The organism is Acinetobacter sp. YH12027 (assembly GCF_013420085.1).
In the GTDB taxonomy this organism is placed as follows: Bacteria; Pseudomonadota; Gammaproteobacteria; order Pseudomonadales; family Moraxellaceae; genus Acinetobacter; species Acinetobacter amyesii.
The window spans coordinates 1-23,110 of sequence record NZ_VOYW01000039.1; the positions used below are offsets into that span (position 1 = coordinate 1).

19 protein-coding genes and 2 pseudogenes are annotated in these 23,110 nt (G+C 40.2%); 10 read left to right on the top strand and 11 right to left on the bottom strand.

From position 1 onward, the window contains the following. Positions 1 to 322: 322 nt before the first annotated feature. Positions 323 to 733: pseudogene (locus tag FTT94_RS13175) on the bottom strand (Fic family protein); the annotation flags it as partial. Positions 734 to 1,308: 575 nt separating this feature from the next. Between FTT94_RS13175 and atzF the strand changes: the two are divergent. The 5 genes and pseudogenes from atzF to FTT94_RS13200 all read left to right on the top strand — a co-directional run bounded on the left by atzF (position 1,309) and on the right by FTT94_RS13200 (position 8,685). Beyond that, entirely contained in the window at positions 1,309 to 3,123 is a 1,815-nt protein-coding gene (gene atzF / locus FTT94_RS13180; RefSeq protein WP_180170931.1) for an allophanate hydrolase, read from the top strand. A gap of 19 nt (positions 3,124 to 3,142) precedes the next feature. Continuing rightward, positions 3,143 to 6,742, top strand: a complete 3,600-nt coding sequence (gene uca / locus FTT94_RS13185) for an urea carboxylase (RefSeq protein ID WP_180170932.1) — start codon at positions 3,143 to 3,145, stop codon at positions 6,740 to 6,742. Positions 6,743 to 6,744: 2 nt separating this feature from the next. Further along, entirely contained in the window at positions 6,745 to 7,431 is a 687-nt protein-coding gene (locus FTT94_RS13190) for a GntR family transcriptional regulator (protein WP_180170933.1), read from the top strand. A gap of 159 nt (positions 7,432 to 7,590) precedes the next feature. After that, positions 7,591 to 7,992, top strand: a pseudogene (locus tag FTT94_RS16735) (guanosine-3',5'-bis(diphosphate) 3'-pyrophosphohydrolase); the annotation flags it as partial. A 555-nt stretch (positions 7,993 to 8,547) separates the two neighbouring features. Further along, the gene (locus tag FTT94_RS13200) at positions 8,548 to 8,685 is read left to right on the top strand and encodes a hypothetical protein (RefSeq protein WP_180003210.1); all 138 of its coding nucleotides are present in this window, start codon (positions 8,548 to 8,550) and stop codon (positions 8,683 to 8,685) included. 30 nt (positions 8,686 to 8,715) lie between these two features. On the opposite strand, the gene FTT94_RS13205 is transcribed toward FTT94_RS13200, so the two are convergent. Further along, complete coding sequence (locus tag FTT94_RS13205; RefSeq protein ID WP_180170934.1) at positions 8,716 to 9,411, bottom strand: pirin-like bicupin family protein; 696 nt, start codon at positions 9,409 to 9,411, stop codon at positions 8,716 to 8,718. A gap of 192 nt (positions 9,412 to 9,603) precedes the next feature. After that, entirely contained in the window at positions 9,604 to 10,824 is a 1,221-nt protein-coding gene (locus tag FTT94_RS13210; RefSeq protein WP_180066393.1) for a L,D-transpeptidase, read from the bottom strand. 205 nt (positions 10,825 to 11,029) lie between these two features. On the opposite strand from FTT94_RS13210, the gene hemE reads away from it, so the two are divergent. From hemE to FTT94_RS13235, 5 genes are all read left to right on the top strand, one after another. Beyond that, positions 11,030 to 12,100, top strand: coding sequence for a uroporphyrinogen decarboxylase (gene hemE / locus FTT94_RS13215; protein ID WP_078191978.1), 1,071 nt, complete (start codon positions 11,030 to 11,032; stop codon positions 12,098 to 12,100). A gap of 40 nt (positions 12,101 to 12,140) precedes the next feature. Continuing rightward, entirely contained in the window at positions 12,141 to 12,932 is a 792-nt protein-coding gene (locus tag FTT94_RS13220) for a DUF817 domain-containing protein (protein WP_180170946.1), read from the top strand. 150 nt (positions 12,933 to 13,082) lie between these two features. Further along, complete coding sequence (locus tag FTT94_RS13225; RefSeq protein ID WP_078190276.1) at positions 13,083 to 13,553, top strand: DUF3015 family protein; 471 nt, start codon at positions 13,083 to 13,085, stop codon at positions 13,551 to 13,553. Positions 13,554 to 13,632: 79 nt separating this feature from the next. Then, the gene (locus FTT94_RS13230; protein WP_180170935.1) at positions 13,633 to 15,537 is read left to right on the top strand and encodes a DUF4105 domain-containing protein; all 1,905 of its coding nucleotides are present in this window, start codon (positions 13,633 to 13,635) and stop codon (positions 15,535 to 15,537) included. 107 nt (positions 15,538 to 15,644) lie between these two features. Beyond that, positions 15,645 to 17,021: a diguanylate cyclase gene (locus FTT94_RS13235; protein ID WP_180170936.1), complete on the top strand. Its 1,377-nt coding sequence runs from the start codon at positions 15,645 to 15,647 to the stop codon at positions 17,019 to 17,021. Between the two features lie 79 nt (positions 17,022 to 17,100). Here FTT94_RS13235 and FTT94_RS13240 read toward each other — a convergent pair whose 3' ends face one another. From FTT94_RS13240 to FTT94_RS13270, 8 genes are all read right to left on the bottom strand, one after another. After that, positions 17,101 to 17,457: a cupin domain-containing protein gene (locus FTT94_RS13240; protein WP_180170937.1), complete on the bottom strand. Its 357-nt coding sequence runs from the start codon at positions 17,455 to 17,457 to the stop codon at positions 17,101 to 17,103. A 119-nt stretch (positions 17,458 to 17,576) separates the two neighbouring features. Next, entirely contained in the window at positions 17,577 to 18,125 is a 549-nt protein-coding gene (folE, locus tag FTT94_RS13245) for a GTP cyclohydrolase I FolE (protein ID WP_171262632.1), read from the bottom strand. A 95-nt stretch (positions 18,126 to 18,220) separates the two neighbouring features. Further along, the gene (locus FTT94_RS13250; RefSeq protein ID WP_078190270.1) at positions 18,221 to 18,910 is read right to left on the bottom strand and encodes a Smr/MutS family protein; all 690 of its coding nucleotides are present in this window, start codon (positions 18,908 to 18,910) and stop codon (positions 18,221 to 18,223) included. A gap of 111 nt (positions 18,911 to 19,021) precedes the next feature. Next, a complete protein-coding gene (locus FTT94_RS16740) occupies positions 19,022 to 19,540 on the bottom strand; it encodes a hypothetical protein (RefSeq protein ID WP_257231443.1) in 519 nt (172 codons plus the stop codon). Positions 19,541 to 19,570: 30 nt separating this feature from the next. Further along, a complete protein-coding gene (locus FTT94_RS16745) occupies positions 19,571 to 20,005 on the bottom strand; it encodes a hypothetical protein (protein WP_257231444.1) in 435 nt (144 codons plus the stop codon). A 106-nt stretch (positions 20,006 to 20,111) separates the two neighbouring features. Further along, complete coding sequence (gene trpC, locus FTT94_RS13260) at positions 20,112 to 20,918, bottom strand: indole-3-glycerol phosphate synthase TrpC (protein WP_180170938.1); 807 nt, start codon at positions 20,916 to 20,918, stop codon at positions 20,112 to 20,114. 16 nt (positions 20,919 to 20,934) lie between these two features. Further along, a complete protein-coding gene (trpD, locus tag FTT94_RS13265) occupies positions 20,935 to 21,981 on the bottom strand; it encodes an anthranilate phosphoribosyltransferase (protein ID WP_168379163.1) in 1,047 nt (348 codons plus the stop codon). An 18-nt stretch (positions 21,982 to 21,999) separates the two neighbouring features. Next, on the bottom strand, positions 22,000 to 22,584 hold the full coding sequence (locus FTT94_RS13270) for an aminodeoxychorismate/anthranilate synthase component II (RefSeq protein WP_078190263.1): 585 nt from the start codon (positions 22,582 to 22,584) through the stop codon (positions 22,000 to 22,002). Between the last annotated feature and the right edge of the window lie 526 nt (positions 22,585 to 23,110).

Below are 23,110 nucleotides of genomic sequence, written 5' to 3' on the forward strand. Positions count from 1 at the left end.
TGAACTGAGGATCAGAAAGCTTGTTTGAATCGATGTATTTCATCCGCAGATTATGCACGAATGCTAAGAAATCCGGAGTGCAAATATTAACCAAAAAGAAGATCGTTTTTTGATTTATGAAAGAGATTTATTGAATAAGTTAATAAAATTAGGTTTGTGGTAAGGTCAATTCTTTGTATGATAGATTCTATGTGTAGGCTTCTTCATTCTGAAATTATATCGCTGAACAATTTTTTGATAACAGCATTAGGCAACAAGGCTCTAATAAATAAAATGTCCTAAGCAGCAGTACAAATAAAGAAATATATAAATGGGAGTAACTCTAAATTCCTAAAATTATCTGATATGGTTTAAATCCTTCGATCACTGCTTCAGAAATCAATTGGATAAAAGCTTCAGTTTTGTCATAAGCCATCCACTGATCCAAAGCTTCATAGTAAGCCACGCGATTTTTCAACTGTAATAACGCAAGGTGGATATCCAGATTTCAGCAACTTAAGGTTCATCAATAGACGTGATGTGCGTCTATTACCATCAATAAAAAATCCAGGTGTACTTTAGCTGCACGTTCAATAGGATGACGCTGATGCGCTTCCGACTTGTACCAACCGACTAGTTGAGCCATTTTGTCATTCAACAATGTATAGTCAGGTGGGGTAGTGGTAGCACCTGAAATCAATATATTTCGTTGGTGGTAATGACCTACATTGCCATCATCAATATTTTTTAGAATGCTGAATTTTTACGGTATTTTTTGCGGTACAATGATGTGGGTTGGGTTTAAATATTTATAATAAACAATTAGTTAAATTGTATTTACGGTGCGCGCTGAGCGCACCATTTTTTAGTTTTGATTGTTGAACTAAATTTTGCGAATCAATAGCTTTTATTATTACTACTTTTCTATTCAACCCGATCAATCTCAAAGCCCAATATTGCTTTAGCCATCATTGATGTATCTTTTTCTATATATAAAATTCAAAATATTTCTCAGTTCTTTTTATTCTAAGTTCAAAGTCATACAAAACATCTAAATTGAAAGCTTATAAAGAGTGAAAATAGAAAGTTCACTGTATTTATATCTGCATCTAAATGAAAAGAATCTATTGAAAACACGATTATAAAAGTCATGCACCAAAATAGTGGAGCTTGGAAACTTAATAGAACATTTATCCTTTTGTACTGGCTAAATAAAATAGGCAAATGATTGATAAAATATATTAAGATATTGAAAAATAAATAATAATTAGAGTTGGCATGATGTGTGCAACACAGTATTCAAACTTGGATACAAGAATGAGCACATCAATGAACTCAATAAAAACTTTAGGCTGGACCTTAGCGGAATGGAAAGCGGCCTACACGAATAACACAATTCAACTTGAAGACTTATATGCCTTGGTCGAGCAATTTGATCGCGTAGACCCAGCATGGATTTCCATTGCATCTATAGAGCAATTAACTTCTCAGATTAAAGCTTTAAAACAAATTGAAAATGCTACGGCCTTACCTTTATTTGGTGTGCCTATTGCAGTGAAAGATAATATTGATGTGGTGGGCTTTGCATCGACGGCTGCGTTTAAATTATTTACGGACATTAAAACTGAAGATGCCTCTGTGGTGCAGCGCTTAAAACAAGCAGGTGCCATCATTGTAGGTAAAACCAATTTAGATCAATTCGCTACTGGTTTAGTCGGTACGCGTTCGCCATTTGGTGCCGTGCCGAATACTGTTAATCCTGACTATGTAAGCGGTGGTTCAAGCTCTGGTTCAGGCAGTGTAGTAGCACGTGGTTTAGTCCCGATTGCACTCGGTACAGATACTGCAGGTTCAGGACGAATCCCTGCAGCTTTCAATAATATTGTCGGTTTAAAGCCGACCAAAGGTCGCTTTTCAAATACAGGCTTATTGCCTGCCTGTAAGAGCTTAGATTGTATTTCAATTTTTGCCTTAACCGTCGCTGATGCAACTGCAGTGGCAGAAGTTATAGAAGGTTTTGATGTAACCGACAGCTATTCACGTGTGAACCCAGCAACAGCGCCTGCAAAGTTCAGCGCACAATTAAAGTTAGCCATTCCAAAACAGTTAGAATTTTTTGGCGATGCTCAATCGGCGGATGCATTTCAGCAAGCACTGACTGAATTAAAAAACTTAGGCGCAGAACTGACAGAAATTGATTTCAGCGCTTTTAGTCAATTGGCGAGACAACTTTACCAAGGGTCATGGGTCGCAGAGCGTACGGCGGCCGTAGCTGAAATTTTAGACAGCCACGCAGACGACTTTGATCCAACTGTTTTAGAAATCATTGCCAAAGGCCAGCAGTACACTGCGGTGGATGCCTATAACGCCGAATATTTAAAGCAAGAATTGGCACGCCAAATTCAGCAGACCTTAGCGCAATTTGATGCCTTAGTGGTGCCAAGCTCACCAACCATTCATACACTGGCCGAAATGGCTGAAGCGCCGATTGAATATAACAGTCACTTTGGCACCTATACCAACTTTACCAATTTAGCTGACCTGAGTGCCATCGCTGTACCCGCAGGCTTTCGTGCCGATGGGCTGCCTTTTGGAATGACTTTAATCGCACCAGCTTGGCACGATACGGCTTTAGCAGATTTTGCAGAAAAATGGCAAAAGCAATTGAAATTACCCCTCGGTGCAATGGGTAAAACATTGCCTGAAACAGCTTCAGTCATTTCTGCACCATCCGCACAGCATTTTCGAGTTGCGGTTGTGGGTGCACATCTCACAGGCATGCCACTCAATTTCCAACTGACAACACGCCAAGCCGTGCATGTCGAAACCACAACCACTTCTGCTGATTATGCCCTCTATGCACTGCCGGGCACTGTACCGCCGAAACCAGGTTTAGCACGTCAGGAATCGGGTCAAAAAATTATTGTCGAGCTTTGGGATATTCCAAAAGCACGATTTGGTGAATTTGTCGCTGAAATTCCAACACCACTGGGTATGGGCAATGTTGAGCTTGCCGATGGACGTTGGGTGAAAGGCTTTATTTGCGAACCCTATGGCCTAAACGGTGCAAAAAATATCAGTGAATTTGGTGGCTGGCGCGCCTATATCCAATCACTGCAAGCAACAACAGCAAAATCAAATTAAAAAATTCGGGGAAATAATCATGTTTAAAACAGTTTTAATTGCAAACCGTGGTGAAATTGCTGTTCGTGCGATTCGTACATTAAAGAAACTCGGTGTTCAGTCAGTTGCCGTGTATTCAGAGACAGACCGTTATGCACAACATGTCTTAGATGCAGATGTAGCAGTTTCACTTGAAGGTGTTAAACCTGCAGAGACTTATTTAAGTATTGAAAAATTGATTCAAGCAGCCAAACAAACCGGCGCTGAAGCAATATTTCCCGGTTATGGCTTTTTGTCAGAGAGTGCCGACTTTGCCCGTGCATGTGAGGAAAATGGTATCGCCTTTATGGGGCCAACGGCTGAACAAATTTTAGAATTTGGTTTGAAGCATCGTGCACGTGAATTGGCAGCTGTAGCCAATGTACCCATGACACCGGGCACAGGTTTATTGGCAAGTTTGGATGAAGCACTCGCATCTGCTGCAGAGATTGGCTATCCCATTATGCTGAAAAGTACCGCAGGCGGTGGTGGGATTGGTTTAACCCGCTGTGATGATGAGCAATCATTAAAAGATGCGTATGAAAGTGTAAAGCGTCTAGGCGAGCAGTTCTTTAAAGATGCGGGTGTGTTTCTCGAACGTTTTGTCGATAAAGCTCGTCACGTAGAAGTGCAAATATTTGGTGATGGTTTAGGTCAAGTCGTTGCCTTTGGTGAGCGTGACTGTTCATTGCAGCGCCGTAACCAAAAAGTGGTGGAGGAAACACCAGCACCGCATTTACCAGAAGCGACCCGTCAAAAATTGCACCGTGCTGCAGTAGAGCTCGGTCAATTGGTGAAATACCGCAGCGCAGGCACAGTTGAGTTTATCTATGATGCTGCCCGTGATGAAGTGTATTTCCTTGAAGTGAATACCCGTTTGCAGGTTGAACATCCAGTCACTGAAATGGTGACAGGATTAGATCTGATTGAATGCATGCTCAAAGTGGCAGCAGGTGATGCTTTGGACTGGGAAAAACTCAGCAATATTCAGCCCAATGGCGCTGCCATTGAAGTGCGAATTTATGCGGAAGACCCAGTGAAAAACTTCCAGCCAAGTCCGGGTGTACTCACGGATGTATATTTTCCTGAAGACATTCGTGTGGATACGTGGGTATCTACAGGCACAGAAATTTCACAATATTTTGACCCGATGATTGCCAAAATTATTGTGCATGCCGCAGATCGAGACAGTGCGATTGCCAAGCTAAAAACAGCCTTGGCTGAAACCCGCCTGAATGGCATCAGCACCAACTTGGATTATGCGCATACCGTAGTGTCTGATGCACGCTTTGATAATATGCAAATCTGGACACGTCTGCTGGATGATTTTAAATACGTGCCAAATGTAATTGAAGTGCTGCAACCGGGTACACAAAGTACGATTCAAGACTACCCGGGGCGTGTCGGTTATTGGGATATCGGTGTACCGCCATCAGGCCCGATGGATGATTATGCATTTCAATTGGCCAATCAAGTTGTGGGTAATCCAAAATCGGCAGCAGGCTTTGAGTTTACCTTACAAGGACCAAGTCTTAAATTTCATGCCGATAGCATCGTAGCCTTAGCAGGTGCGCCATGTAGCGCGACTCTAGATGGTGTGAATGTCGATTTTTGGCAGCCGATCAGCATCAAAGCCGGGCAAACTTTGGCACTCGGACAAGTTGAATCAGGTTGCCGTACTTATCTTGCAATCCGCAACGGATTAAATGTGCCTGAATATCTAGGCAGCCGTTCAACCTTTGCATTGGGTAATTTTGGCGGTCATGCAGGGCGCGTGCTTCGCGCAGGCGACATGATTAAAATGGTCAATCCAAGCCTGCCTTTGGATGGATTGGAAATTGCTACAGCAGCACCGCAAGCTTTGGCAGCAGAACGTATTCCAAGCTATGGCAAAGAATGGAAAATTGGTGTGCTCTATGGCCCGCATGGCGCACCAGATTTCTTTAAACCTGAATATATTGAAGAATTCTTTGCTTCAACATGGAATGTACACTTTAACTCAAACCGTTTAGGTATTCGCCTAACAGGCCCGACACCAAGCTGGGCGCGTGAAAATGGCGGTGAAGCAGGTTTGCATCCATCCAATGTGCATGACTGTGAATATGCCATTGGGGCGATTAACTTCACTGGTGATTTCCCTGTGATTTTGGCGAAAGATGGCCCAAGCCTTGGTGGCTTTGTTTGCCCAGTGACCATTGCCAAAGCGGAACTTTGGAAGATTGGTCAACTGAAGGCAGATGACAGCATCAGTTTCTATCCAATGAGTGTGGAACAAGCCAATGCCTTGGAAGTTCAGCAAATTGCCGATATTCAAAATTTTGCTCAAGCGCCTGAAAATTCAGAGGCGGCAAATTTTGAATGCAAGCCTGAAGGGGTATTGGCTGTGCGTGAAGCAGATGCGCATGCGCCGAAAGCTATTTATCGTCAGGCTGGTGACAGTTATATCTTGCTGGAATATGGCGAAAATGTCCTCGACTTAGCATTACGCTTACGTGTTTATCGATTGATGCAACTCATTCGTGAAGCGAATATTGATGGCATTTTAGAGCTTTCACCCGGTGTCCGTTCACTGCAGATTAAATATGATGGATTGCGTTTCAGCCAAGTGAATTTAATTCAGTTCTTATTGGGGCTTGAAAATGAGATGGGAGATTTGAGCCAAATCAAAATTCCATCTCGTATTATTCACTTACCGATGGCATTTGAGGATTCGGCCACTTTAGGTGCTGTAGAACGTTATCAAGAAAGTGTTTGTGCCAAAGCGCCGTGGTTGCCAAATAATGTCGATTTCATTCAGCGCATTAATGGCTTAGACAGCCGTGAGCAAGTCAAAGATATTATTTTCGATGCCAATTACTTAATTTTAGGCTTGGGCGATGTGTATTTAACCGCGCCTTGTGCTGTGCCAATAGATCCGCGCCATCGTTTACTTAGCTCGAAATATAACCCTGCACGTACCTTTACTGCCGAAGGTACTGTGGGTATTGGCGGTATGTATATGTGTATTTATGGCATGGATTCACCGGGCGGTTATCAATTGATTGGCCGTACATTGCCTATTTGGAATAAGTTTAAAAAGAACAAGCAGTTTGGTGATCAGCAATGGTTCTTACGCTTCTTTGATCAAATTAAATATTATGAAGTAACCGAAGCTGAACTGGATCAATTCCGTGCTGACTTTGCCAATGGTGTGGCGGAAATCAAAATTGAAGAAACTGAATTTGATTTTGCAGCCTATCAAGCCTTTTTGGAAACAGAGAAGGACAGTATTGCCGAATTTAAAGCACAGCAGCAGCAGGCATTTACAACTGAAGTTGAACGCTGGAAAGATGAGTTTGATGCACCTGCGGAAATGGAAATCCTGCAAGATGATACCGACTATAGCCAATTTGCAGCCTTGAATGCGTCGATGACCGGCAACATTTGGAAAATTTTTGTCGAAGCTGGACAGTCTGTGAAGAAAGGCGATACTGTAGCCATTATTGAAGCGATGAAAATGGAGCTTCCAGTCTATGCTGATGATGACGGCATAGTGAAGGCGATTATCTGCCGTGCAGGACAAACGGTACATAGCGGTGAGCCGCTGGTTTATATGGAATAAATATGACCTCAGCCATTGTTGGGAAAAGCTCAGACAACTTGTCTGAGCTGGTTTTCCAAAAAATAAAAAACGATATTTTTGATTTCCAGCTCAAACCGGGCGCACGTTTTACCGAATCTGAAATTGCCGAGTTGTATGAAGTGAGCCGTACACCCGTACGTCAGGCTTTATACCGTTTACAGCAAGATGGCTATGTAAGAGTACATTTTCGTAGCGGTTGGGAGGTGAAGCCGCTGAACTTTAAAGCCTACGAAGAATTGTATGATTTGCGGATTTTGCTGGAATGCTATGCCATTGAGCAGCTCTGCAAAATGGAAACAGAACAACTCAAACAGGCTTTACAGACATTGGTGAATTTGTGGTGTATTCAGCCCGAACAGTTTTTGCATGATTTAAAAACTTTATCGATGCAAGATGAAGCATTTCACTGTCAATTGGTTGAGGCAATCGGTAATAGTGAAATGGCGAAAGTGCATCGGGATGTGAGTGAAAAAATCCGTATTATTCGACGTTTAGATTTTTCTAAAGATTATCGAATTGAAGCCACTTATGCAGAGCATCAACAGATTTTACAATTGATCCTTGGACATAATGTGACAGCGGCATTGGAGAAAATGCGCAGCCATATTCAGCAAAGTAAAAAAGAGGTGAAAAAAATTACTTTGGAAATGTTGGCGCGAATGGCATAGAAGTATTTGCAAAAGATCTACCTCACGGAAGTCTTGGAAAACATGCATTTTATCGAGTCAAGTTGTGTCGTTCGGGTCGCGCTTAGAGCTACAAATATCTGTATTCATTGGTTAATATGATGGAGAAAAATAAAAAAGACCACGAAGGGGAGATTCTTTATTTCAACTTTAGAAAACGCGATTTCTTTGGCGACTGAACGCCATTTCGGACAAGTCGATAAAGCGGGTCAAGCCTATATTCAGCATCCACTTCGTGTGATGCAAAATGTGCAACATCCCGATGCTAAAATCGTCGCTGTATTACATGACATTTTAGAAGATACAGAGACAACGACGGATGAGCTTCGCGCTATGGGTTTTCAAACGCATATTATTGATGCGATACAGGCACTGACAAAAGCAGCAGGTGAGAACCGATTTCGAGCTGCGCAGCGTACCGCTAAAAATGTAATTGCGTGTGAAGTGAAACTTAGTGATTTGCATGACAATATGGATTTATCGCGCTTAACTTCGGTCACAGCAAAAGATCGACGTCGGTATCAACAATATGTCAAAGTTAAACGTAGATTAGAGCGTGCTCGGAGCGTCCATTTACATCTGATCGATTTAAATCTAACAACAGATTATCCGAGATTGCAATTTCAAAGTTCACAGCAAAATTTTCAGTATCTGCTCAATGCGATGTTTGATCTTCAGCATTCATTAGGTGGCATTCAGATTGGAAGTCCACAGGAGTGGTGGATCTTATTTGAAGATGTCAGCGCATATTTTGCATATTGCCAAAGAAAGGGTGTCGTTCCCAAGCAAGCAACGTTCTTAGATTTAATTTTAACCACAGATCGGGACTATTTCGGGGGCATTTTTCAAGCTGAACAAGATCGGCAATTATTTGCCTCTATGTTTTGCGTCTTTATGCAAAATCATTTTTATCGCGTGGAAACTTAAGGCTGATTGGGTAGATTCTAGGGATCGTACATAAAGTGCAAGTGCTTCAAGAGAAGTCACCAGTGATTGATGAATTTTATCTAAATATTGAGCTACTGAGCGTCATTTAAGAATATCTCGAAATGATTGATTTCGAGATGTTTAAAGTGATTCCATCCATTGACATCTCCAATGAAACATGTGGCCATGCTTGCTGAGCCTTATGCCTCAATCCTACATGGCATCATGGTGGCTGCAGGTTTTATCATTCCAACTTTGGTGTTGATGTGGTTGTATAAACGAAGTGAACGCCTGAGCCAAGCGGCATAAAAAAAGCCCTCACATTTGAGGGCTTTTTCGTTATTTTACTTCGGGTAAATCAAACCAAATCACTTGAGCATCTTCAAGCGCTTCAATTTGGCTATCTTCTAAGAACGCAATTGCACCACCAGCTTCAACTTTATGTTCAGCAATTTGCACTGAACCTGAAATAACATGGATATAGTTGATATGCTGCATTGCATGGATCTCTAAAGATTGACCTTTCGTCAAAAATGCGGATTTAACTTCCGCTTGCTGGCGAATATGCATAGCTGCATTGTCATTTGGACCGACAATTAAATGCCATTGATTGGGTTGATCGCGTGGATCACATTTAATTTGTTGATAGGTCGGTTCAGCATCACGTTCATTTGGAACGATCCAAATTTGTAGTAAATGTACATCTTCATCACCTTGGTTCATTTCGCTATGACGCACACCTGTACCTGCGCTCATCAGCTGCCATTCACCCGCAGAAATGCCACCATGGTTGCCCATGCTGTCTTTATGCGTAATGGTACCTTTTAACACACAAGTTAAAATTTCCATGTTGTCATGTGGGTGTTGACCGAAACCTTCATGTGCTGCAATTAAGTCATCATTAATTACACGAAGCGCACTAACGCCCATGTATTTCGGGTCATACCAGTTACCAAAAGAGAAGCTGTGTTTAGACTCAAGCCAGCCCATTTTTACGTGACCACGGTTTTCACTTGGATGTAAAAAAGCATTCATGGCATTCATCCTTATCTTAATTATTGAACATGTGCCTATTTTAAGATTGAACTAAATCGGGATATATAGTTTTTTAGCGACAATTCATCCTATTTTTGCAACGCTCAGCCAAGATTGAGTCTTTTGTTATGCATGGATGCACAGCTATAAAAAAAGCCTGCACGATGCAGGCTTTTTTAAATGTGACTAAAATTATTCTAAGAATTTAACAGTCACACCAGATTTCACTTTCTTACCTAAGTCATTTGCATCCCAGTTGGTCAAACGAATACAACCGTGTGACGCAGTTTTAGAGATAGCAGATGGGTTCGGTGTACCGTGAATACCAAATGATTTTTTGCTCAAGCCAATCCAGATATTACCGACAGGGCCATTTGGACCAGGTGGTAATGAAAGTGGTTTTTTGTTGTTGCCTTGAACAAAGTTAGACGGTGAGTAGCTGTACCATGGGTTTGGTGCAACACCTGTGACTTTGTATGTACCTGTAGGCGATGGAGTATCTGAACTACCAATCGTTGCAGGGAATGAACCGATCATTTGGTTGCGGCTATTAAACAAGTAAAGTTGTTTCGCGCCTTTATGTGCAACGATTAGGTGAATATCTTCAGGAACTTCGTTACGAATATTCGCTACTAAGATTTTTTCACCAGCTTTTTTAAATGTCGCTTTTGGATTCAACTTTTTCAAAAAGTCTTCATCCATGTGGAATTTTTCACCCAACATTTCAGTCACACGTGTGTAGTACAAGCCCTTCATTTTTGCTTGTAATGCATAGTCGTGTGGAATCGATGCTGCATAAGGACCTTTCAAGTCTGCATCAGTCAATGTGTATTCAATAAATGCAGGTTTAGAACCTTGTTTTGCAATCAGCGCATCCCAAGTTTCTTTAGTTAAAGTCCCTGTAGGTTTCAACCCATTCATTTGTTGGAATGAAGCGATCGCCTTTAGGGTATTTTTACCACTGGTACCATCAATTGCACCCGGTGAAGCATGTGCATTATTGAGCATGACATGCGCACGTGCATAAACAGGGAATTGACCTTTACCAATGTTGTCATACCACTGAGCATTATTTAGGTCATTTAAACCCCAAGCAACTTTGGCAGCAGGCGAAGTTGGTGTTGGAGTTGTAGCAGTCGCTGTAGCAGGTGCAGCACCGATGTCGGCTTTAACATCTTCTGATTGTTGCAAGCTGTCTAAAGTTTGCGATGCTTGGTTCAGATCTTCTTGTTCTTGAGCGCTAATCTGGCTAGTTGCAGATGAAGCTTCAGTCGCTAACGGATCAATGGGATCCTGAACTGCAACATTAGTCACTTTTTTTGGCGTTAATGGTTGTTCAGCAGTAGATGCGGCAATAGCTGTACCAGCAAATATGCAACTTAGGCTCAGTGCGAGCATGGTGCGAACGAACATGTAATTCAACCTTAAGAATTATTCATTTACTGTGTATTAAAAACTGGCTAAGTATTACAGAAAAAAAGTGGAGATGCAGTAGTTGTTTTGTGTAAATATCATTTTTGGTACTCAACATGATCGGTTTTTAAATGCTTGAGAAGTTATTATATTTACAACCTTTTTGATATGATGATGCGAATATCGAATTAAGTTGGGAAAGTGAATGACGACCTTAAAAAATGATCGTTTCTTGCGTGCCTTATTACGTGAACCGGTAGATGCCACTCCGGTTTGGATGATGCGTCAGGCTGGCCGTTATTTACCAGAGTATCGTGAAACACGTGCAAAAGCGGGTGATTTCCTATCCCTTTGTAAAAATACAGAATTTGCTTGTGAAGTTACTTTACAACCTTTGCGTCGTTATGACTTAGACGCAGCCATTTTATTTTCAGACATTTTGACAGTACCTGATGCGTTGGGTTTGGGACTGTATTTTGAAGCAGGTGAAGGTCCGAAGTTTCATAAAACTGTACGTACCGAACAAGATGTACTGAATTTACCTAAATTTAATGCCAAATCTGACCTAGATTATGTCATGAATGCCGTGACTACGATTCGTTCAGCTTTGGGCGGACAAGTTCCTTTGATTGGCTTCTCAGGCAGTCCTTGGACACTGGCAACCTATATGGTGGAAGGCGGTTCAAGCAAAGATTTCCGTTTTACAAAACAAATGATGTATGCACAACCTGAAGTGCTGCATGCCTTATTAGACCGTTTGGCTGTGGCGGTGACTGAATATCTCAATGCGCAGATTGATGCAGGTGCGCAAGCCGTACAAATCTTTGATAGTTGGGGGGGGGCATTAGCACACCGTGAATACATTGAATTTTCACTAAACTACATGCAAAAAATCGTGGCAGGATTACAGCGTGAAAAAGATGGACGCAAAGTTCCTGTGATTTTGTTTACCAAAGGTGGTGGTCAATGGTTAGAGCCAATGATTGCAACGGGTGCAGATGCCTTTGGTTTAGATTGGACTACGCCATTAAATGTGGCGCGTCAAACAGTCGCAGGCCGTGCAGCATTGCAAGGCAACTTAGACCCAGCAACATTATATGGTTCGCCTGAAGCAATCGCGAAAGCGACGCGTGCCATGTTAGATGATGCATATGCCAACGGTGAAAAAACTGGTTATGTGGCGAACTTAGGTCATGGTATTACTCAGTGGGTAGATCCAGCCAATCCAAAAGCCTTTATTGATACGGTACACGAATATAGTGCCAAGTATTTATAAGGCTTTAGGGAAATTGGTTTAGGATTCAACCGTGGTCAAGATGATAAAATCATGTTTTGAGTTCTCTTATAAGGCAGCTTCGGCTGCCTTATTTGGGATATTACTGCTGATCGCTTTTGCATTAACAGCAGCAATGGGAAGTCAGGAATATTTTGGCTTTTTCCGTTATGACTATTTATTGTTTTATGCACTGATCATTCAAGTGTGTTTACTCTGCTTAAAACTCGAGTCTTGGGCGGAAGCCAAAGTCATAGCACTGTTTCATATCCTTGCAATGGGGATGGAAATATTTCTGACCCATCCACATATTGCCTCATGGCAATATCCGCAGCCTGCGATTTTCAAATTGCTGACTGTGCCATTGTTTGCAGGTTTCATGTATTCGGCGGTGGGGAGTTTCTTTGCACGTTCGCTACGTCTATATCAAGTGTCGTTCAGTAACTTACCGCGTTTTTGCAATATGCTGTGTTTAGCCGTTTTGTCATATCTTAATTTTATGACCAAATTTTTTGTGCCAGATATTCGTATGTTTTTGTTTGCTTGGAGTGTGGTGATCTTTTGGAAAACTAAGCTCAGTTTTCAATTACAAAATCATGTGATTCAGTTGCCCATGTTACCAGTACTGTTGATTTTGGCATTTTTGATTTGGATCGCAGAAAATATCAGTACTTTCTATCAAATTTGGTTATATCCAAGTCAGGTCGATGCATGGCATATGGTCGGTTGGGGGAAACTCGGTTCTTGGTATTTGTTGCTATTACTCAGTTTGGTTTTAGTGCTCAAAATTCTTGGAAAACGTGATGAAAATGGTACTTGGTTGCTCAAAAAATAGTGAAAAAGAACGTATTATTTTTAGCCAAAAGTTTTAGATGAAAATGTTTTGCCTTATCTGAAAGATCAAGTTAATCTACAGGTGTGTAATCAAAATTACACATGTTTTAATAATTAAAAACAATGGAATAAAATTCCCTGGAGAAGTGCTATGTTAAAAAAATTAGCTTTAGTTGCAGTCGTTGCACTAGGTTCTACAGCTGCTTTTGCTGACCGTGACGTAGGTTGTGGTGTTGGTTCTCAAGTTTGGGCTGGTCAATCAGGTAAAATTCCTAAAATTTTAGCTGCGACTACCAACGGTATTTTTACTAACCAGTTACTTGGTATTACCTTTGGTACTTTAGGTTGTAGCGGTACAGGTACAGTAACTGCTCAAGCGGTAACATTTACCAATGAAAATGCTGAATCACTTGCTCGTGATATGGCAGTTGGTCAAGGTGAGAGCCTGAATGTTTTGGCTGAGCTTTTAAACATCCAATCAACAGATAAAGCACGTTTCTTTGCTGTGTCTAAAGCAAATTTTGCTGAAATCTATTCAGCTGAAAACCAGTCTTCTCTACAAGTACTTGCTTCATTACAAAGTGTAATGGCAAAAGACGAAGTACTTAAAGCATACGTTTAATCGATGCTTTCAAAACCCTGTCTCTCGGCAGGGTTTTTTATTATCTAAAATATATTAAAATGGATTTGAATATAACTGAATGAAATCAATTGCTTTATTTTGTACCTTTATGATTCCGAGCATCTTATATGCTCAGCAAGTTGTAGATACAAACCTCTCTAAAACCTTAGAGCTACAGCGATATACTGAACTTGCACAATCAAAAAAACTGTCTGAACACATCAGTTGGCAACGACTTTTATATACAGATCATAAAGGACAAAGTGAAGTTGCCTATACAGGTTATTTTTTAGCTGAAAATGGCCGTCAAAGTGCTCAAGCCGAATTAGAGGCAGATGTCGCTGCACTATTTCAAACCGCCGAACCTAATCAAGCCTTTCGTTGTCGTTTCCCCGCGCGTAGTCAGTGGCTGATGCAAGAATTATCCATCCGTTCAGAGCAGTTACCTGCAGTAAGTTGCCCTGAGTTTGATGAATGGTTTGGAAAAATTAAGCCTTATAAAGCGACATTAATCTACGCCACAGACTTTATGGGTAATCCAAGTTCTATGTTTGGACATACCTTATTGCGTCTCGATCCGAAAGATCAGAAAGAACTAAATTTGGTGTCCTATGCCATTAATTATGCAGCTACAGTTGCAGGTGAAGATAACTGGTCTTATGCATGGAAAGGATTAACAGGGCAATATCCTGGCGAATATTCCTTGATGCCGTACTACCGTAAAGTGAAAGAATATGGTGATTTTGAAAGTCGTGATTTGTGGGAATATGAGCTAGCACTAACCGAGCAAGAAACCAGTTATTTGGTTAAACATATTTGGGAAATGCAAAATGTCAGTTTTCCCTATTATTTCGCCAGTGATAACTGTGCATATCGATTATTGGGCTTAATGGATTTGGTTCGCCCGACACTGAATTTAACCGAAAAATTTAAAGTTGCTTCCATTCCCGTTGAGACGATCAAAGCGATCAATGATGAACAACTGATTCGAGCAGCGGTTTATCGTCCTGCATTAGAAACGCAGCTTTTGTCACAAGCGCAGCAACATGGATATCGTTTAGCACGCGAAGCGCATAAACTCGCTGAAATTAAACCTGAGAACATGTCTACAGCACTCGCTCAGTTTAATGAAGTAGAGCAAGCGAAAATATTAGAAATGGCGTATGACCATCTGTATTTATTACTGATTGGGAGAAAGGTGAGTGCGGAAGAAACGCAGCCTAAATTACGTCAAATCTTGGCCTTACGTAGTCAATCTTCGCAACCAAAACAACGGACTGAACCTAAGCAGCCAAGTCTAGACCCAGTCAATGGACATCATGCGCGAAATTTTTCAGCTACAGTAGGCGAAGTTCAAGGTGAAAAATACATCGAACTCGGTCATCGTCAGGCTTATCATGATTTGATCGATCCGCAAGGTGGCTTTCGGATTGGTACGCAGTTGAAGTTTTGGGATGGCTCGATTCAATATCGTGACGACCAACTCAAACTCAATCATTTTGATTTTTTATCGGTCAACTCCTACAATCCGATCACGCCATTTAAAACACCGCTAACTTGGGGTTTTAATTTTGGCTGGCAGCAAGTGTCTGTGGATGCAGGTCAATTTAGCGAAACGAAACAACATGGCGTTGCTGAATTCAAAGCGCAATCTGGATATAGCTGGGCCAATCAAGAACGCACGCATTTGTGTTATGTGCAGTCTCAAATGCAAGTGCAGGGCGGTAAGTCTCTAGATGATGGATGGCGAGTGGGCCTTGGGCCGACACTGGGTTGCCAAAATATTTGGTCAGAAAAACTCAACAGTTTGGTTCAGGCAGAGCTTCCGTATTGGGAAGATACACATCAATGGAATCTGAAACTCGATGCTGAATTACAATATATCGTCAACCAACAAAATGCTTTAAGACTAGGATACGAATACCAGCAACAAGATGATCAAGATTGGAATAAATTGAAATTGAGTTATGTATTTTTCTATTAATTTTTAAAAATAGATAAAATGTGAAATATCAAATAAATTTGTTTTTTTATGTAAGTAAAGCAAGGTATGATTGCTAGCTTTGTAATAGCTGTGGTTTGTGTCACCGAATGAATCAAGAATGTATTACAGGTCTAAGTCAGACTTGGAAAGATATTTGTGATCAATATACTGAAAATGAACATCTTGCAGCTTTGCAATTTATCCAAAGGCATGTTGAAAATTTAGTTACTGTTTTTTATGAAAAAATGTCGAGTGAGCCTGAGTCGGCTGAGTTTTTTAAAGACGATATTATTCAAAAAAGGCTCATCGACACCTTAAGAAAATGGTTATTAGAAACATTTAATGTCGCACTGAATGGTGAATTTGAAAGCTCAGTCAAAAGACAACAGAAAGTTGGAATGGTACACGCGCGTGTTGGTATTCCGTCATGGTTTATCATGCGTGGTGTACGTGAAATAGAACGTAAAATATTTGAAATTTTAGAGTTAAACCAAACACAAAATATTCTCCATATGTGTAGTTATATTGTACAAATTATGGGGTTCAGCACTGAAATCATGTGCCGATCTTATGAGATCAATACGGAAAAAAACCAAGAAACAAAACACAATTATCGCTTATTTTCTGCGATGCAAGATGTAGCAGTGCATAAAGATAAACAACGGGGTTCATTGCTCGATTGGGAAAATGAACTGATGTTTAAAATCTTTTCGGGCAATGTTGGTTTTTATCATCCCTTATTTTCAAAATCAGAGTTTGGGCTATGGTTCATTCATAAAGCGGCATATGCTTTTTCAGGTTCAGATCAGGTGCAACTGATTATTGACCGAATTTATGAAGTCGATCAATTAACCCAGCAAACGATGCAGATGACGGAAAAAGATCAGCTGCAACAGTTGATTCAACAGATTCGTGAATTGAACCGTGAAATTCAGCATTTAGTCGATCAACTATTTCAAGTGGCTGAATATATTGAGTCTGGCAATGATTCTTTAACTCAACTTCTGAACCGTCGTTATCTCAGTACTATTATTTCACGTGAAATTACCTTTGCGCGGCAAAATGAAACGCCGTTGTCTTTGCTCGCCTTTGACGCGGATTATTTTAAAATGATCAATGATAAGTTTGGTCATGCGGCAGGTGATCTTGCACTTAAATTTATTGCCGAAGCCTTACAGCGTTATAGTCAAGGTAGCGATTATGCATTCCGTATCGGTGGGGAAGAGTTCTTATTACTCTTGGTGGATACTGGTGTAAACCGTGCGATGAAAATTGCAGAAAATATTCGCCAATATATTGAAAAGGGCCTGATCCGAACGGCACAAGGTCAGCAATTTAGTTTTACCGTAAGTATTGGTTGTGTGCAGTATGATGGACATCCTGACTATCAGCGCTTTTTAGATGCAGCAGATCATGCCTTGTACGCAGCAAAAAATAATGGTCGAAACTGTATTCAAGTCACAAAGCATTTGTCGTATATCTAATTCATCCTGAGAATAAAAACTCCCACATATGGGAGTTTTTTTTATGGGTAAATACGCTTTATGCGAGATGTACCGTAATTTAAACTTCGACAACTACATAGTATTTTTTGACTGCTTCGACAACTTCAAACTTGCCCTGAAACGATGGGGGAATAATGCCCGCTTTGCCAGCGGAAACTTCGATATACCCGCCTTGTTGATCATGAATACGTACTAAACCTTCAAGGATTGTAAAAAACTCTTGTTTGTTCGGTGCAAAGACAATATTCCATGCGCCAATTTCACATTGCCAAATCCCGCAGTCCATATTGGGGTGTGCATACAGGCTTGCAGTTTCACGTTTGGGATTGCCCTGAACCAAACGGTCTGGGCGAGGGAAGTCTATGCTGTGTTCGGCTTGCGCTAAACCCTGACCGGCAATATATACATCTGACATGATTCATCCTGAAAATAGTGCTTTGCTATCAAAACAAACGATTTGCGACATTAAAACACAAATAAAAAAAGCCTCAAGAGTTTGAGGCTTTTTTTAAAGAGCTGACGCTGAATGTTCTATTAATAGCTTTCAGGTACAGCACTTAGGAATTCACGGCGTTCTTCTTTATTGGTTTTAAAGTCACCGACAAAAGAAACGGTACGGGTTGTAGATTCTTGTTTACCTACACCACGCATCATCATACACATGTGAGCTGAATCTATCACTACAGCAACACCACGTGCACCAGTCACTTCAGCCACAGCTTCAGCGATCTGCTGAGTGAGATTTTCCTGAATTTGTAAGCGACGGGCAAACATTTCAGTAATACGTGCGAATTTAGATAAACCTAAAACATTGCCTTCTGGGAGATAAGCAATATGTACACGGCCATAAAATGGCAATAAATGGTGCTCGCACAAAGAATAGAATTCGATATTCTTAACTAAGACCATTTCACGGTTATCGGATGGGAAAACCGCATTGTTGGTCACTTCTTCAAGTGTCTGGCTATAACCAGAAGTAAGATATGAAAAAGCTTTAGCAGCACGCATAGGCGTATCTTTAAGACCTGGGCGATTCAGATCTTCACCAACGGCAGTTAGGATATTTGCGTAGGATTGCTGCATAGACATAAGACGTGTTCACTTACACTGAGAGATTGAACAAGGACGGCATTGTAGCAGAAAACTATTACAATGCCTTCTTTTGGAGTTAAATCCGATTATTGTTTAAACTGTGGGTTCTTTTCTGCACGTTTAAGCAGAACCAGTACAGCACCTGTACCGCCTTGTTTTTCTGGGGCGCTCACAAATGCCAATACGTCACGGTGTTGACGTAACCAACTATTTACATAAGTTTTTAAAATTGCTTCTGGCCCTTTGCCATGCACAATTTTAATGACGTTTTGATTGTCATCTTTCGCCATTTGAATGATTTGCAGCACAGCCGAACGAGCTTCTTCTACAGTGCAACCGTGTAAGTCGACTGCTTCGAACCAACGTAGATTACCGGCTTTTAAATCTTCAAAAACTTTATGCTGTAAGGTTGCAATGCGATAGCTTAAGGCCGCTTGACTGGCAACAGGGTTGAGCATCGCTTGCGTATCAGAAAGTAATGCATCATCTGTTTCCATAGGACCAATTGCAGCAGCACGTTTAGCCAACGTTTGCGCATCAGGTTTTTTACGACCCACTTTTTCCATTTTTGCAGTATTTCCTGCATTCATTTTTTGAACACCTTGCATTTGCTTTTGGAAAAGCGCGAAGTCTTCTTCCTGCTCTTGTTCAACAGTCTTTGGCGTTGGCTCAGGCTGTTTAGCAATCGTAGAGGAATGTGGATTCGTAATTTGCTTTTTAAAAGATTTCAGTAGGTTGTACTGATCTTTTGAAAGCGAAGAATCGTGTTTGCTCATAATGAAAAAACGGGAAATATACAAAAATTTAAAGCAATTATAGCCTTAAATGGCACTGATTTGAACTGGAAAGACTTTATATAAAGAAGATCTCTTAATTCATTACAAATCCTATTTGGACTTCAAAGTTGAATTAATTAATTTAATAACTTTTTTATTTTTATATTGTTCTGCAAGAGCTAATGCTGATTGTTCTTCATTAAATTTAGAAATACACACGATTTCGGTTGAAGCGCCTTTTTCAAGTAAATAAGAAATTATCTGATATTGATTTAGGCGAATAGCTTTACCTAATGGGGAGCATCTAGTGAAATAATATGTTTGTGGTTCAACTTCATCTACTACAAGTTCATTTATTTTTCTAAGCTTCATTTTTTTAATGAAAGAAATATCTGTGTGCTCGATTGCCGCCATAATTAAGGTGGTATCATAAAATTCATTGTTTTCACCAAAATTTAAATATTCAAGATACAAATTTTTGGCTTTTTCATAATTATCAATATCATTTTTCTGTGTCAGGTTCTTTATCGCATTTTGGAAAAAATCATTCATATCATCAAAATCATTTATTGCTGCATGGAACATGAATAGATTTATTAAATATGGCTCATCAGCTAAATTCTTTTTCAATAAATGAGGGTTATCTTTATAAAAAATCTGTTAAAAATAATTTAATTTTTCCATGGAAATAGGGTGAGATTTAATATTGATTGGTTTTGATAAAGAATTTTTATGTCCTTTAGAAATAGAAAAATAGGTTGAATTTTCAATATTCTTGTTTTTAGTATTGATTGAGTAATTAATGACTATTGGTAAGCCTTGATAACTAATGATTTCAATTTGATTATTATTGAAATCATAATTTTTGCCCTTTAGCACGTTAGTATTTATATTTGGAAAAATTTGATTTAGGTCAATCTGCGCAGCAATGATGCCTTCGGGCATAGTGGAAATATTGAAGTAGAGGATATGATTTTGGTCAATATGATACGGTGAGCCAGTATACAGAGTTATATTTTTTGCCCAACTTATCTGGTGTAGTGAAACCAAGATTAATGAAATGAATAGAAGAGTAGAAGAAATAATCGACTTCATTATTTTTAATTCTCAAATGAATAAAAATTATAAAAAGGATGTGTAATTTTTTTAATATGGATGCAAAGGAGAAAAAGGGTGAGCGAACTCACCCTACATATTTCATTTATATTTTATCAGGCACACCAAACAGCTCCTTAAACGCCTGATCAGGGCGTGGCTGCTTCATAAAACTTTCACCGACCAAGAATGCATGAATGTCATGTTCTTGCATCATCGCGACATCAGCAGGTGTTGCAATACCGCTTTCTGTCACCAGTAGGCGAGAAGGCTCAAGTAACTTCTTCAAACGTAATGATGTATTGAGGTCAACATCAAAGGTTTTTAAATTACGGTTATTGACGCCTAGTAGACAATTGTCAGAAAGACGCATTGCACGCTCAAGTTCTTCTTCGTCATGTACTTCAACCAATACGTCGAGATTGTGCTCAAAAGCAGTTTTCGACATTTCTTCGAGTTGTTGATCAGACAAACAAGCCACGATTAATAAAATACAGTCCGCATGTAAAGCACGTGCTTCAATCACACTATAAGGGTCAATCAAAAAGTCTTTGCGCAGGGCTGGCAAGTCACAGTGCGAACGTGCGATCTGAATGTTTTCATCAGCACCTTGGAAAAAATCCACATCGGTTAAAACAGACAAACATGCCGCACCAGCATCTTGATACTGCTGCGCAATTTCAGCAGGGTTAAAGTTTTCACGAATGATGCCTTTCGATGGTGATGCCTTTTTAATTTCAGCAATCACCCCCGGACGTTTAGAGCCGAGGTTTTGTGCAAAACCTCGAACAGGTGTAGCTGCTTGAGCTAGCTCTTCGACATCTTTATAGCTACGTTGTTTAAGACGGGCTGCAAATTCTTCTTTTTTACATTCAACAATTTTACCCAAAATTGTATTGGCGATATCTACCATGATCTGTGTCCTAATCTTAAGCTTCGTATTCTTTTAAAGTTTTAGTAAATTCAGACAAAATGCCCATTTTCTCTAGTGCTTGACCGCCATAAATAATGTCATGTGCTAATGCAACACCTTGTTTATAGCTTTTGGTTAAGCCTGAAACATAAATGCCTGCGCCTGCATTTAGGGCAATCATATTCGCGGCTTTATCACCGAGTGCAGATTTGTTTTTACCTAAAGCATCTTTGATCAATTTTAGACTTTCAGCAGCACTATCTACAGATAGACCCGTTAAGGTTTGCGACTCGATATCTACGGCTTCCGGCTGAATTTCCCATTCAGTAACTTCGCCATCTTTGAGTTCAGCAACATAAGTACTTGATGCAAGGCTAATTTCATCTAAACCGTCTTTTGAATGCACCACCAAGACATGTTCTGCACCGAGTTGTTTTAAAACTTCAGCCATAGGACGACATAATTCTGTAGAGAAAACACCAATCACAAAACGTTTTACGCCGGCCGGATTCGTAAGCGGGCCAAGTAGGTTGAAAATACTACGGAAGCCCAATTCTTTACGTGGACCAGCAGCATATTTCATGGCTTTATGATGATTAGGTGCAAAGAGGAAACCAACGCCCATTTCACGAATACAACGTTCAGTTTGCTGCATGTTCAGGTCAAGGTTAATTCCAGCTTGTTCTAAAAGATCAGAAGAGCCTGATTTTGATGAAACACCACGACCGCCATGTTTAGCAATGGTTGCACCTGCTGCTGCAATGACAAAACTAGACGCAGTAGAAACGTTAAATAAGTTTTGACCATCACCACCTGTACCAACGATATCCACCAAATGTGGCAGATCACTGACATCGATTTTGATCGCAAACTCACGCATTACACGTGCTGCGGCAGTGATTTCATCAATACTTTCACCTTTTTGGCGTAAGCCCATCATGAGTGCGCCAATTTGCGCATCGGTCGCTTCACCTTGCATGATGGTACGCATCACTTCTTCCATTTGAGGTTGAGTGAGTTCAATATTTTTAGTGATGTTATTTAAAGCTTGTTGAATATTCATAATATTTTTTGCACTCGATTAAGCGTAAATTTCTAAGAAGTTTTTAAAGATTTGATGGCCATGTTCACTAAGAATTGATTCAGGGTGAAACTGCACGCCTTCGACAGGCAATGTCTTATGTTTTACGCCCATGATTTCTTCCATCGTGCCATCTTCTTCATTGGTCCAGCAGGTCACTTCTAAACATTCAGGCAAAGTCGCTTGATCAATCACCAAAGAGTGATAACGCGTTGCTGAAAATGGCGAAGGGAGGTTGCTGAAAATGCCTTGATCGCTGTGATACATGTCAGATAAACGACCGTGCATCACTTTTTTAGCGCGAATAATATCGCCGCCAAAAGCTTGTCCTATGGCTTGGTGGCCTAAACACACACCGAGTAAAGGAATTTTTCCCGCAAAGTGTTGAATCGCAGGAATTGAAATACCTGCTTCACTTGGCGAACAAGGGCCAGGACCAATGACTAAATACTTCGGTTGCCATCGCTCGATATCTTCCAATGTCACGGCATCGTTACGTACAACTTTTACTTCCTGATTTAACTCGCCAAAATATTGGACGATGTTGTAGGTAAAAGAGTCATAATTGTCGATCATCAAAAGCATGAGCGTATTAACCTTTGAAATTTATGCACTTAACTGTGCTTAGAATAGTCCGAAATGATTCTAAATAGTTGTATATTGACCCAAATATCGTGTGGATATTTTAAATAGAAAAATAGTGAAATATTTAGAATGCAGCCAATCATAGCAAATATTATTCAATTTCTGCTGAACAATTTCGCCAAAGTTCATCGCAACTGAAATCATTTCAGCAAATTATCGACTTATAAATTTAGGATTTAAGTTGAACAAAGCAATAGGCTGAATTTAAGTGTTTGAAATGTGTTCAATTGATATTTTAAAAAGATCTGCTTACTGTCGTTAAAAATTGCAATTCAGGCTCTAGCTGGAAAAATATGAACCGTTTTGAAGCAAAATCACCAAAATGGAGCACAATTAATGCAAAGGTAGATTGATCAAAATTAAAACAAAATGGTTAAATCTACTTCAAAAAAAGAGTGCTTTAAGGGCTCAAAAAACCTAAATATCGATCATGAATATAGTTATCACGCTGGTATTTTTCCATCTA

Excerpts from the sequence above, each read along its gene's own strand:
- FTT94_RS13200 (WP_180003210.1), top strand. The coding sequence starts at position 8,548 with ATGAAACATGTGGCCATGCTTGCTGAGCCTTATGCCTCAATCCTACAT.
- FTT94_RS13190 (WP_180170933.1), top strand. The coding sequence starts at position 6,745 with ATGACCTCAGCCATTGTTGGGAAAAGCTCAGACAACTTGTCTGAGCTG.
- hemE (WP_078191978.1), top strand. The coding sequence starts at position 11,030 with ATGACGACCTTAAAAAATGATCGTTTCTTGCGTGCCTTATTACGTGAA.
- uca (WP_180170932.1), top strand. The coding sequence starts at position 3,143 with ATGTTTAAAACAGTTTTAATTGCAAACCGTGGTGAAATTGCTGTTCGT.
- FTT94_RS13240 (WP_180170937.1), bottom strand. The coding sequence starts at position 17,457 with ATGTCAGATGTATATATTGCCGGTCAGGGTTTAGCGCAAGCCGAACAC.
- FTT94_RS13270 (WP_078190263.1), bottom strand. The coding sequence starts at position 22,584 with ATGCTTTTGATGATCGACAATTATGACTCTTTTACCTACAACATCGTC.
- folE (WP_171262632.1), bottom strand. The coding sequence starts at position 18,125 with ATGCAGCAATCCTACGCAAATATCCTAACTGCCGTTGGTGAAGATCTG.
- FTT94_RS16745 (WP_257231444.1), bottom strand. The coding sequence starts at position 20,005 with ATGAAGTCGATTATTTCTTCTACTCTTCTATTCATTTCATTAATCTTG.
- FTT94_RS13225 (WP_078190276.1), top strand. The coding sequence starts at position 13,083 with ATGTTAAAAAAATTAGCTTTAGTTGCAGTCGTTGCACTAGGTTCTACA.
- trpD (WP_168379163.1), bottom strand. The coding sequence starts at position 21,981 with ATGAATATTCAACAAGCTTTAAATAACATCACTAAAAATATTGAACTC.
- FTT94_RS13250 (WP_078190270.1), bottom strand. The coding sequence starts at position 18,910 with ATGAGCAAACACGATTCTTCGCTTTCAAAAGATCAGTACAACCTACTG.
- trpC (WP_180170938.1), bottom strand. The coding sequence starts at position 20,918 with ATGGTAGATATCGCCAATACAATTTTGGGTAAAATTGTTGAATGTAAA.
- FTT94_RS13205 (WP_180170934.1), bottom strand. The coding sequence starts at position 9,411 with ATGAATGCTTTTTTACATCCAAGTGAAAACCGTGGTCACGTAAAAATG.
- FTT94_RS13220 (WP_180170946.1), top strand. The coding sequence starts at position 12,141 with ATGATAAAATCATGTTTTGAGTTCTCTTATAAGGCAGCTTCGGCTGCC.
- FTT94_RS13210 (WP_180066393.1), bottom strand. The coding sequence starts at position 10,824 with ATGTTCGTTCGCACCATGCTCGCACTGAGCCTAAGTTGCATATTTGCT.
- atzF (WP_180170931.1), top strand. The coding sequence starts at position 1,309 with ATGAACTCAATAAAAACTTTAGGCTGGACCTTAGCGGAATGGAAAGCG.
- FTT94_RS13230 (WP_180170935.1), top strand. The coding sequence starts at position 13,633 with ATGAAATCAATTGCTTTATTTTGTACCTTTATGATTCCGAGCATCTTA.
- FTT94_RS13235 (WP_180170936.1), top strand. The coding sequence starts at position 15,645 with ATGAATCAAGAATGTATTACAGGTCTAAGTCAGACTTGGAAAGATATT.